A 12,514-nucleotide genomic window follows, 5' to 3' on the forward strand; every position below is an offset into this window, starting at 1 on the left:
CCTGGACTTCTTGCGCGCTGGCCAGAGTCTGACCATTACCTACCAAGTCAAGGTCAATGACGGCACGGCCGATTCAGCCTTCCAGGATGTGACGTTCACCATCACCGGCGCCAACGACGCGCCTGTGCTCACAGATACGACCAATCCAGCAGCGGTTGTCGAACTCGCAAACGCATCCGCCCAGAACCTTGCCGCCATTACAGGTAGCTTCGCTGTCTCGGATCTGGATGTGGGCGACACCCTGACTGCCTCTGTTGTCGGCTCTCCAGTGGTTCAGTTGAATGGCGTGAACTTCACTTTGCCAGCAGACGCCACTGCGCTGACCGCTGCAGGTGCTTTCACCCTTTCTCCAACCACCCAGACCTCCAATGGCGGCGCAGGTACTGCCATCGGATATACCTTCGATCCAGCAACTGCCAACCTGGACTTCTTGCGCGCTGGCCAGAGTCTGACCATTACCTACCAAGTCAAGGTCAATGACGGCACGGCCGATTCAGCCTTCCAGGATGTGACGTTCACCATCACCGGCGCCAACGACGCGCCTGTAGCAATTGCCGATACAAACTCAATTACTGAAGGCACAACTACTGCTTCCAGTCAAGTAAGTGGAGATGTCACTCCAGGCACTGCGGGACAGGACTACGACTTAGACAGTGGCTCAAGCTTTACCGTGACAGGTGTAGCGGTTGGCAATTTAGCGTCAGCTACTGGAAATGTAGGGGTAGCGTTAAGTGGGACCTACGGCACAGTAAGTATTGGCATAAACGGGAATTACACCTACACGCTAGACAACACTCGTCCCGCAACAAACAATCTGACCGCAGGTCAGGTTGCTCAGGACGTTTTCACTTATACGATCACTGATGACAATGGCGCAAGTAGCACCACAACATTGACCATCAATGTCACCGGGACCCAAGATACGGTGGCACCGCCACCCACAGTTGTGCCGCTCACAGGAGCGGCAACCGGCTTCAACGGCGAATACTATGGTTACAACGAAACGACCACCACTATTGGGCGCACCCATAGCGACGACGGAACAGCAACTTTCGGTACTCACCTTGGCGCTGGGAACTTGAACTCTGTCGAGGATATGTACACAATCATCGATGGTCGAAATTCATTAGCTGGCGGGGCAAGCATTGTTGGGACATCAACCACAGCGAATGCCAATGTTGCCGATGTGAGCTTCAAGGCACGCAGCATTGATTACGGGTTCAACCCAACGGTAAATTCCTCACTGGGATCGAACCAAAACGTTGCATCGGGCAATGTTTTGCTTGCCAATGACGGAAATGCGAACTCGACGACCCGTGCACTCAGCAACTTCTTGGATCAAGACCTAGGTACTGGAATAGTTCAAACAGGTGTGGGAAACACTAACGGCACCTCGGGACTTGGAACAACCTCTGACGCGGCAATTCGGATATCCGGCAAGTTTTACACGCAACCTGGCTCGTATGATTTCCGCGTTACTGCGGACGATGGTTTCCGGTTGAACGTAGACGGCCACACGTTGCTTGAGTACGACGGGAACCAAGGCCCAACGACACGCATTTTTAACAATCTGCAATTAGGTGACTTGGCCGGCGGACTTCAATCCTTAGAGCTCCTTTATTGGGAACAAGGCGGAAACTCGCGGCTGCGGATTGAATACAAATCGAGCAGCTCTGGTACTTGGCAAGTAATGTCTCTGACAAACACGGCCATGTTTACCAATGAATCAGCGCCCACAATCGCCGACACAAGAATTCAAGACCTTGTCTACGATGGCACCACGTCGACTTGGCAGCTGCGGACCGGCTCTATTTTGGGTGGGGGAACAGGGAACGATACGTTGACTGGCGGCGCTGGCCGTGATTATTTGATGGGTGGCGATGGTAATGACACACTGAACGGCGGCGATGCAGCCGACACATTGGAAGGCGGTGCCGGAAACGACATATTGAACGGGGGCACCGGCAATGACCTATTGGTCGGCGGAGCAGGTGCAGACACACTAACCGGTGGCGTGGGGGATGACTTCTACCGACTGAGTGACACATTGGACACTATCGTCGAAGCGGCAGGCTCTGGCACTGACACTGTCCAGCTTGATTCCAATTACGTCTCAACAAACCTCAGCACAACTTACGTCCTCGCGGCTAACCTCGAAAATCTGGTTGCCTATGACGGAGGGGTAATTAACCTCACAGGTAATGCATCTGATAACCGGATTGAAGGCAATGGCGCAGCAAACACGATTAGCGGGCTTGGAGGCAATGACCTCATCATCGGCGGCAAGGGAAATGACATATTGACCGGTGGTACAGGCTCTGACACCTTCGCATGGAGACTCAATGACGGAGGCACAGCGGGCTCACCAGCTGTAGACCATGTCACAGACTTCAACTATGGCGGGGGATATAGCAATGTGTCTCTTAGCGGCGGAGATGTTCTCGACTTAAGAGAGCTTCTTGTTGGCGAGCACACGTCATCCGGCAATAGCGGAGGTGCAGCGACGGATGTAGCGATTTCCAACTTGTTGAACTACATTGATATCAACGTCAATGGAACCAACACTGAAATTCGTATCAGCAGCACCGGCGGATTCGCTGGCGGAACTTACTCGGCGGCAGCTGAAGATCAGCGAATTATTTTGGATAACGTCAACTTGTACACCGCAGTAGGCACTACAAGCGGCAACGAGGCACTGCTATTACAAACGTTGATCAGAAACGGGACTCTACTGCTGGACTAAATTGGAACTAAACGTGATCCGCTCTTCTCGTCAATACTTGAAGAGCGGATTCGCTTATTCTTGAATACTCGGTCCTGTGGCCGCATCAAAACCGATGGCTTTGAGTGCAATGCCCTCAGCCGAGGTACTGACGCCTTCTGCAATCACCTGCAGCCCGATGTTGTGCGCAATACTGCAGAGCCCCTTCAAGAAGGCTGCGTTACCCGCGTTCGCATCCACACCTCTCACAAAACTTGAATCGACCTTCAAATAGTCGAGACCCAAATCGTGCAATTGGCCAATCTGGCTGAACCGGTGTCCAAAATGCTCCAATCCCACATGGCACCCTGAAGCCTTCAGCAAAGGGCATAAGGCCCTGAACGCCTCTAAATGTTTAAAAACGCCCTCTTCTGCCACCTCTAACCAAAGCCTACGCGCAGCCTCTCCATGCTGCTTGATAAGACCCAGTAGAGCGGAAGAAAAATCACGGTCCTCCAGTGAACTGGCGGATAGATTGATCGCCAGACCAGTCAGAGTGGGATTGCTGCTCAGATCCTGCAAGCCAAGCTCCACCGCTTTAAGGTCAAGCGCGGCCGTGAGCTTGAGTCGTTCAGCGATAGGGAGAAAACGGCCGGCCGGCAACCATTCGCCCCGCTCATCAAACATGAGCCTCAAGGGACATTCCCGGTGCGATAGCGCCCCCTCCATGGACATCACCGGGAAAGAAATCAAACGCACCCAGCCGTGCTCAAGTGCGCGACGGATCATCACCGACCATTGATCTGCAGTGCGAGGCAGGTCGTCATTGGTAGACAGTGGTGCTTCATGAATACTGTTGGCCTGTCCAAGCTCCGCGCTTGCAAGTGCACTGTCAATACGCGCCAGCAACTCCCCCATTTCTTCGCCCTGCAGAAAACGACCAAACCCGACGGCAGCCACCCGTCCCCCCTCCACAAAGGGGGCAGACTCTTGCCCGAGCAAGTCCATCAATTGCTTTGCCAGAGCGGCTCCATCTAGATTGCCAGGTATCAGCAAGGCGAAATCTGCGCCATTGAGACGAGCCGGTACGGCCTTGGCGTGTGGTTCAGCAATGCGGGCCATCACGCCACCTGCCAACTTGATAAAGTCATCGGTAGAGGCTCTGCCCAGCCTGCGGTTGACTCCCGCCAGATCCGCAAGCCGCACCATCATGAGCACGCCGCCTGTTGAGTCTTCAGAATCCATGCACTGCCGCAAGCGCGCCAAAAAGTGCCCGCGGTTCGCCAATCCGGTCAGCCCGTCAAAGTTCGCCTCTTGTCGAACCTGCTCAAGCCGGCTGGCCTCATCATCAAACATCGACTTCAGGCGCCCGACCGTGGCATTCATTGCACTTGCCAACTGCTTCAGCTCTGGAACTTCCGGCTCATCCACCATCACGAATCGCCGCTGAGAAATCGCAGAAGCCTGCTCGATCACGGTGTTCAATGGACGACGCAAACGCCCTAAAACTAGGCTGCCCAACCAGCCCCCAACCAACCCGGCGAGCGCCAAAGCAACCGTCATATCTTTGGCACTCTTCCAAAGTGCCCCATAAGCAAACCGGCTGTGACTGATCAAGGTCACCGTGCCGAACTGCTTCCATCCGTTAGAAATCTGAGCTTGACCGGGCGCCGACTGGATGGGAAGTAGTGACGAAAACCATGCCGGCGCATCCAGTACTTCAGAGGGGGCAATACGTTCCGTAATAACCAAGCCTGATGGATCCACCACCCGGACTACCTGGTAATGCCCGCTATCAAACAGCGAGGCAGCGACCAGCTCCACACTCACCGGGTCCGGGTCACTCTGGCTCAGCGCCAGCGCCAGCGCCGTCGCGTTGTCCGTGTTCTTGATAGCTAGCTGCGACTCCAGATAGCCTCTGGCCGACAACAAAGACGCCAGCAAGCCTCCACCAAGAGCCAGCAACATGCTGGCAATAATGGCCAACCAGAGCTGTCGATACATAGACATGTTCTATTTCCTCTTACAGAATTATTCAAAGCCTTCGGCTTTAGCTCGCCGGAGTAAATCCTCCCAGCGTGACAAACGGCCCGTTCCACCAGCAGCAGGACCTCCGCCGGCCACGCCATTAAAGACCCCAGAGCTGTTAAAGCTGAATACCGGAACCAGATCAGGCCGGCGCGATGCCACACGGACATCACCGACAAGATTGTCCAAAACCAGCGGCTCGGCATCTGGTGTCGGATAGAAGGCCAAAACCATATGCGCCTGGGTGGCGTCAGACATTCCGGTTTTCGCTCTCACGTAGATAAACCTCAGCTTGTCCTGCGCAACACCCAATTGCAACAGCGTGAAGTATTTGACGATCGCGAAATCCTCGCAGTCCCCGGCACCACGCCCCAATGTTTCGACGGGCGTTGCCCAATAGTCTGCCTGCCCCCAGACCAGAGTGTCATCGCTGAACTGAACCTGTTGATTGACAAAACTATTGACGCGCTTGATTCGGTCAAGGTCCGGGGCATCCCCCAGCCCCACGAGCAACTTTCGCCACGCATCCAGCTTGGGTAGAGCGCTGCTCCCCCATCGCTGCACAAACGATGACTGCACCAACTCCAGACCGGCCGCCGCGTGAAAATTCCAGATCACCAACCACAGCAGTCCGCCCAGCAACAAGCCCCTGAGGACCGTGACAGCATGGGCACGCAAAGCCTGAAAAGTGATAAAGAAAGTGTTTTTCACGCAAAAAAACAGGAAAAGCGGGAAATAGTCACACTCTCTCCTGAGCTAATTTATCCTTGCCCCCTAAAATTGGGAGGAGGAATGTCTGGCCACAAGCCACATGTTTCAGCTACCACCTACCGCCTGATGCCACCACAGCATACAAGAATGAAACACCACACTCCACTCGCATTGGCAATTGCCAGCATCTTCCTCACCGGAGCCACAGCGGCGCAACCCGTTTCGCAACTCGTCAATGCCGTGGAGAAGGCGATTCTTGAAAACCCCGAAATCAAGGTCAAGCACAAAACCCTGATGGCGAGCACCAACGAGCAAGCAGTAGCAGAGGGTGGCTGGAAGCCCCGCATTGACCTGGAAGCAACTGCCGGAGAAAAGTCTCTTTTCTCCCCCGGCATGTCAGGTGACAAGCGTTACTCGAACACCACGGCAACCTTGCAATTACGCCAAACACTGTTTGACGGGTTTGCCACAGCCAGCGATGTGCGCCGCCTTGGACACGGGCGCATGGCCGCCTATTACGATCTGCTGGCCAGCAGTGACAACATCGGACTGGAGGCAGCCCGTGCCTACCTCGACGTTCAACGCTACCGGGAACTCGTAGAACTGGCCAAGGAAAACTACGCGAACCACTTGGATGTGTACACCCGCCTGGAGTCCCGTGTGAAGGCAGGCGTAGGCCGCCGGGTGGATCTGGAGCAAGCCTCCGGGCGCTTGGCCTTGGCCGAATCCAACTGGTTGACCGAAGCAGCCAACCTGCATGACGTGTCTTCGCGATACCAGCGCCTGGTCGGTGAACTGCCGGCAGCCAACCTCACCCCGGTCCCCAACCTGACGCCATTTTTGCCTGCACGCGACAACTACGTGGGCAACACCGTGCGCGGTAACCCCGAGTTTTTGGGCGCGGTGTCCAATATCCGCGCCTTCCGTGCCGACGCCGAATTGCGCAAAGCAGCCAACTACCCGACCTTGGAGTTCCGGGCCTCGCAGAGCCTGGAGACCAACCGCTCCGCAGTCACGGGCGACTACCGCGACTCCGCACTGCAACTGGTGCTCAACTACAACCTCTATCGGGGTGGTTCCGACCAGGCACGTATCCGGCAATATGTAGACAAACTCAACGCCACGTACGATCTGCGTGACAAGGTCTGCCGCGATGTGCGCCAAACGGCCATGATCGCCTTGAATGACGTTACCAAGCTGCAATCGCAGATCGGCTTCCTGAGCCAGCACGAACTGTCGACCTCCAAGGCGCGCGAAGCTTATCGCCAACAGTTCGATATCGGCCAGCGCTCCTTGCTGGATCTTCTGGACACGGAAAATGAGTACTTCCAGGCGCGCCGTGCCCTCGTGAACGCCGAGTACGACCTCAACTTGGCCAAGGCCCGGGTACTGGGCGTCAACGGTACTTTGTTGAGCGCGCTCAAATTGCGACCACTAGAAAGCACCGCACCAAACCAACCTGGTGGCACTGAAGCCAACGACGATGCGATGCTGTGCGCCACTGACCTTAGCAACGAAATTGTTCTGGACAAATCAACACTTCCTCAACCGACGCTGACTGCGCCGGTTGCAGTAGCACCACTGCCTGCACCAGCTCCTGCGGCGCCCGCAGCGCCTGCCTCCTGCGCGGCAGTGACCCCCTCTGTCGAAAAGTGGATCGCGGCCTGGAACGCTAAAGACATTAACGGCTATTTCAGTGCCTACGCCGAAGGTTTTGTGCCCGCACAAGGTCTGAGCCGCGCGCAATGGGAAAGCTTGCGTAAAAAGCGGGTGGGCAAGCAAGGTGGCATCTCCACCGTGCTGAAGAACATTACCCCCGCCCGCTGCGATGGTAAAAACACCGAAGTGTCCTTTACCCAGGAGTACGGATCGGAAGATTACCGCGACACCGTCGAGAAGACCCTCTCCATGGAATTGGTGAACGGCAACTGGAGAATCTTGAAAGAAACCGTGACCAAAGGCCGCACTTTCTAAACTGTGTGCACCAAAACAAAAGCGACCCTCGGGTCGCTTTTTTTATGCCCTACGCAGAGCACTGAAGTGCCCTGCAGGCTGCAGAACTTAGAACGGAATATCGTCGTCCATGTCGTCAAACCCGCTGGCAGGGCGCGGGGCCGGTGCCTGCCGGGGCGCTGGTGCCGGTGCAGCTGCACGGGGTGGAGGAGCCATGCGGCGCGGCGCGGGTACGCCGCCTTCATCACCACCTCGGGGAGCGCCCATGCCTTCGCGGCCGCCTAGCAATTGCATTTCGGTCGCAACGATGTCCACGGTGTTTTTCTCAACGCCGGACTGATCGGTGTACTTGCCGTATTTGAGGCGGCCTTCCACATAGATCGGGGCGCCCTTTTTGACATATTCGCCCACGATTTCAGCGAGGCGCTCATAGAAAGTCACCCGATGCCACTGCGTTTCTTCCATCGATTCGCCGGTATCGCGATTCTTGCGGCGACTGGTAGTTGCAATGCTGACGTTCGCCACGGCCTGACCGGAGGGCAAGTAGCGGATTTCAGGGTCGCGGCCGCAATTGCCGACCAGAATGACTTTGTTGACGGATGCCATGGTTTTCTCCAGATTAGTCGCTGATTATCCTGCCTTTGCCACGGCTTTTGCGGCCGGCGCGTCCATTCGCCACGCCACCAGCAGCCAGGCCAGCATTGCGCCACCACTGGCGGCAAACAATGCCGGGGCGCCGAGTGTCTTGACCAGCCAGCCCCCCAAGGCGCCACCCGCAAAGAAGCCCAAAGACTGTAGCGTGTTGTAAACACCCAAAGCGGCTCCCCGGGCGGCCGCTGGTGCAGCCTTGGATGCCAGGCTGGGCTGGCTGGCCTCCAACACATTGAAGCCGCAAAAAAACACCAACAACACCAGCCCCATAGTCCACACGCCCGGCCCGGTCTGGGTCAGCCCCCACAGGGCGACCTGCACCAAGGCAATCAGGCCAATCGAGGACAAAAACACTGCACGCAGGTAGCCTTTTTTCTCTAAGGGAAACAGGGTCGCCCCCATGACGAAGAAAGACGCGAGCACCGCCGGCAGATAGACCTGCCAATGCGCGTCGCGCGCGAGCCCTGCCTGCACCAGCATGGCCGGCACGGCGACCCACATGGCAAGCTGGACGGCGTGCAGCACAAACACACCAAAATCGAGGCGCAACAACGCCGGGTTCCGCAGCACCGACACGATGCCGCCCCGCGCCTGGTCCACCTGCACCTTCGGGGCCGGTGGTACCCACCAGACCACCACGGCAATACCCCCCAAGGCCAACAAAGCTGTCAGGCCAAACAAACCATGCAGCCCGATATGGGCGGCCAGCAAGGGAGACAGCACCAGCGAGAGGGCAAACATCAAGCCGATACTGGCGCCGACCATGGCCATCGCTTTGGTGCGCACGACGTCGCGCGTCTGGTCCGCCAACAAAGCGGTAACCGCGGCAGAGATAGCACCGGCACCCTGAATCGCGCGGCCCGCCACCAACCAGCTCAACGTCGGTGCCCACGCCGCCACCGCGCTGCCCACGGCAAACACCACCAGACCGATCACCATGACCGGCTTGCGGCCAAAGCGGTCGGAGGCCAAGCCGAATGGAATCTGCAGCAGCCCCTGCGTAAGACCGTAGACCCCCATTGCCATGCCGACCAGAGCGGCATCGTCCCCACCGGGGTATTTGCGGGCTTCCAGCGCAAACACAGGGAGAACCAGAAACAGCCCCAGCATGCGAAGCGCAAAAATCAGTGCCAGGGACGCACTGGCACGCCGCTCCAGCGGGGTCATGGTGGTATCGGAAACAGGGGGGGCGGACAAATCGGTCACTCTCTGGCGTTAAGGGCGGCAGAAACCGGAAGGTGACGCCGCAACCCGACATTGTCTATCATGGCGGGTTACTCTTCCGGCGGCCACGAACTTGAACTCTCCTACTGACGACGGCAAATACCTAGCCCGCGCTTTGCAGCAGCAAAACATCAGTGTGCGGGGTGCGCGCACCCACAACCTGAAAAATATCGACATCGATATTCCGCGCAACCAATTGGTGGTTATTACAGGCCTTTCGGGCTCCGGCAAATCCAGCCTGGCTTTTGACACGCTGTACGCAGAAGGTCAGCGCCGCTATGTAGAGAGCCTCTCCACCTACGCGCGGCAGTTTCTGCAGCTGATGGACAAGCCCGATGTGGACCTGATTGAAGGCCTCTCGCCCGCCATCAGCATTGAGCAAAAGGCCACCAGCCACAACCCCCGCTCCACGGTCGGCACCGTCACCGAGATTCACGACTACCTGCGCCTGCTCTACGCCCGCGCAGGCACCCCCTACTGCCCCGACCACGACCTGCCGCTGCAAAGCCAAACTGTCAGCCAGATGGTGGATGCCGTGCTGGCCTTGCCTGAAGACACCAAACTCATGATCCTGGCGCCGGTCGCGCGGGAAAAGAAAGGCGAGTTCCAGGACTTGTTTGCGCAGATGCAGGCGCAGGGCTATGTGCGCTTCCGCCTCAACGGCAAAGCCTATGAAGCCGAAGACCTGCCCGAGCTGAAGAAGACCGAGAAGCACGACATTGACGTGGTGGTCGACCGCATCAAAGTGCGGCAAGACCTGAAGCAGCGGCTCGCCGAGAGCTTCGAGGCTGCGCTGCGCATTGCCAGCGGCCGCGCGATTGCGCTCGAAATGGACACGGGCGTCGAACACTTGTTCAACGCCAAGTTCGCCTGCCCCGTGTGCAGCTACTCCATCAGCGAACTGGAGCCGCGGCTGTTTTCGTTCAACTCCCCAGTGGGTGCCTGCCCCACCTGCGACGGCCTGGGCAACCACGAGTTTTTTGACCCCGCACGCGTGGTCGCCTTCCCCACGCTGAGTCTGGCCAGCGGCGCCATCAAGGGCTGGGACCGGCGCAACGGCTACTACTTCGCCATGCTGGAGAGCCTGGCCAAACACTATGCGTTTGACATCGACGCTGCCTTCGAGAGCCTGCCGGACCACGTGCAGCACGCCATCCTGCAGGGCTCGGGCGAAGAAGAGATCAAGTTCAGCTACATCATGGACTCGGGTGCCCAGCAGGGCAAAAAGGTCACCAAAAAGCACCCCTTCGAGGGCATCATCCCCAACATGCAGCGACGCTACCGCGAGACCGACTCCGCCGTGGTCCGCGAAGACCTGGGCCGCCTGCGCAGCACCCAGCCCTGCCCCGACTGTTTTGGCTCGCGCCTGCGCAAAGAAGCACGCCATGTGAAGGTGGGCGAAGGGGCTCAGGCCCGTGCCATCTATGAAATCAGCCGCGTCACCCTGCGCGAGAGCTTTGCCTATTTCGATACCCTGCAGATGCCCGGCGCGCGCGGCGAGATTGCAGCCAAAGTGATCCGCGAGATCGGGCTGCGCCTCAAGTTTCTGAACGACGTGGGCCTGAACTACCTGAGCCTGGACCGCAGCGCCGAGACGCTGAGTGGCGGCGAAAGCCAGCGCATTCGCCTGGCCAGCCAAATCGGCTCCGGCCTGACAGGGGTGATGTATGTGCTCGATGAGCCCAGCATCGGCCTGCACCAGCGCGACAACGACCGCCTGATCGGTACGCTGCAACACCTGCGCGACATCGGCAACAGCGTGCTGGTGGTGGAGCATGACGAAGACATGATGCGTGCCGCCGACCATGTGATCGACATGGGCCTGGGCGCAGGCGTGCACGGCGGGCGGGTCATCGCCCAAGGCACGTTTGATGAAGTCAAAGCCAACCCCGACTCGCTGACCGGCCAGTACCTCGCCAAGACCTTGCAGATTGCAGTGCCCCAGCGCCGCACGCCCTGGCTGCCGGTGGTGGCAGAAAAAACCCCGGTGGCCAAGGCTCTGGGCGGTAAAGGCGCACCCAGCAAGGCGGCCGTGGCCTGGGCCGAACGCCAAGCGCAGCACATTGCTACCCAGGGCGACTTGCAAGCCATTCGCATCACCGGTGCCACGGGCCACAACCTCAAAGGCGTGGACGTGGACTTCCCCGTGGGCCTGCTCACCTGCGTGACCGGCGTGTCCGGCTCCGGCAAGAGCACATTGGTGAACGACACGCTCTACGCCGCTGTGGCGCGCCAGCTCTACCGCGCGCACGACGAGCCCGCTGCGCACGAGAGCATCGACGGCATCCAGTATTTCGACAAGGTCATCAACGTCGACCAGTCGCCCATTGGCCGCACGCCACGCTCCAACCCCGCCACCTACACTGGCTTGTTCACGCCGATCCGCGAGCTGATGGCCGAGGTGCCCACCGCCCGCGAACGCGGCTACGGCCCGGGTCGCTTCAGCTTTAACGTGGCCGGTGGCCGCTGCGAGGCCTGCCAGGGCGACGGCATGGTGAAGGTCGAGATGCACTTTTTGCCCGATGTGTACGTGCCCTGCGACGTGTGCGCCGGCCAGCGCTACAACCGCGAGACACTGGAAGTGCTCTACAAAGGCAAAAACATCGCCCAGATTCTGGACATGACAGTGGAGGCGGCCTACGAGTTTTTACACGCCGTGCCCACCATTGCGCGCAAGCTGCAAACCCTGCTGGACGTGGGCCTCTCTTACATCCGCCTCGGGCAAGCGGCCACCACGCTGTCCGGCGGCGAAGCCCAGCGGGTGAAGCTGGCGCTGGAGCTATCCAAAAAAGACACTGGCCGCACGCTCTACATCCTGGACGAGCCCACCACCGGCCTGCACTTTGCCGACATTGCGCTCTTGCTCAAGGTGCTGCACCAGCTGCGGGACGCGGGCAACACCATCGTCATCATCGAGCACAACCTGGACGTGATCAAAACCGCCGACTGGCTCATCGACATCGGACCCGAGGGCGGCGCGGGTGGCGGCACCGTGGTGGGTGTGGGCACACCGGAAGACATTTCGGCCAACCCCAACAGCCACACGGGGCGGTATTTGAAAGCGCTGCTCTAAGGCAGCCCACAGAGGCTTATTTATAGAGAAATCAGCCTCTAGCCCTGGCCCGCTCAAAAGTGAAGTGCAACACACCGATTGAAACTTCAATAAGGTGTGACGATGAAACCCAAGCAAGAATACAAACAGCTGGACTACCAAGAGCGCCAGACTATTTCCATCTGCCGCGAGCT

Annotated in this window: 7 protein-coding genes; 3 read left to right on the forward strand and 4 right to left on the reverse strand. The window is 58.4% G+C overall.

The window, feature by feature from the left end:
* The coding region (locus QZW03_RS17205; RefSeq protein ID WP_296511284.1) for a VCBS domain-containing protein at window positions 1-2,743 on the forward strand (2,743 nt) is incomplete at its 5' end.
* A 54-nt stretch (window positions 2,744-2,797) separates the two neighbouring features.
* On the opposite strand, the gene QZW03_RS17210 is transcribed toward QZW03_RS17205, so the two are convergent.
* Complete coding sequence (locus tag QZW03_RS17210) at window positions 2,798-4,711, reverse strand: EAL domain-containing protein (RefSeq protein WP_296511285.1); 1,914 nt, start codon at window positions 4,709-4,711, stop codon at window positions 2,798-2,800.
* A 21-nt stretch (window positions 4,712-4,732) separates the two neighbouring features.
* A complete protein-coding gene (locus QZW03_RS17215; RefSeq protein ID WP_296511286.1) occupies window positions 4,733-5,440 on the reverse strand; it encodes a transglutaminase-like cysteine peptidase in 708 nt (235 codons plus the stop codon).
* 147 nt (window positions 5,441-5,587) lie between these two features.
* Between QZW03_RS17215 and QZW03_RS17220 the strand changes: the two genes are divergently transcribed.
* Window positions 5,588-7,414: a TolC family outer membrane protein gene (locus QZW03_RS17220; RefSeq protein WP_296511287.1), complete on the forward strand. Its 1,827-nt coding sequence runs from the start codon at window positions 5,588-5,590 to the stop codon at window positions 7,412-7,414.
* A gap of 87 nt (window positions 7,415-7,501) precedes the next feature.
* On the opposite strand, the gene ssb is transcribed toward QZW03_RS17220, so the two are convergent.
* Both ssb and QZW03_RS17230 read right to left on the reverse strand, forming a co-directional pair.
* Window positions 7,502-7,999, reverse strand: coding sequence for a single-stranded DNA-binding protein (gene ssb, locus QZW03_RS17225; RefSeq protein WP_296511288.1), 498 nt, complete (start codon window positions 7,997-7,999; stop codon window positions 7,502-7,504).
* Window positions 8,000-8,023: 24 nt separating this feature from the next.
* Entirely contained in the window at window positions 8,024-9,211 is a 1,188-nt protein-coding gene (locus tag QZW03_RS17230) for an MFS transporter (RefSeq protein ID WP_296511290.1), read from the reverse strand.
* Window positions 9,212-9,341: 130 nt separating this feature from the next.
* Here QZW03_RS17230 and uvrA point away from each other — a divergent pair, with 130 nt between their 5' ends.
* Window positions 9,342-12,341, forward strand: coding sequence for an excinuclease ABC subunit UvrA (gene uvrA / locus QZW03_RS17235; RefSeq protein WP_296511289.1), 3,000 nt, complete (start codon window positions 9,342-9,344; stop codon window positions 12,339-12,341).
* The last annotated feature ends 173 nt before the right edge of the window (window positions 12,342-12,514 follow it).

It is taken from the genome of Rhodoferax sp. (assembly GCF_013297935.1).
In the GTDB taxonomy this organism is placed as follows: Bacteria; Pseudomonadota; Gammaproteobacteria; order Burkholderiales; family Burkholderiaceae_C; genus Allorhodoferax.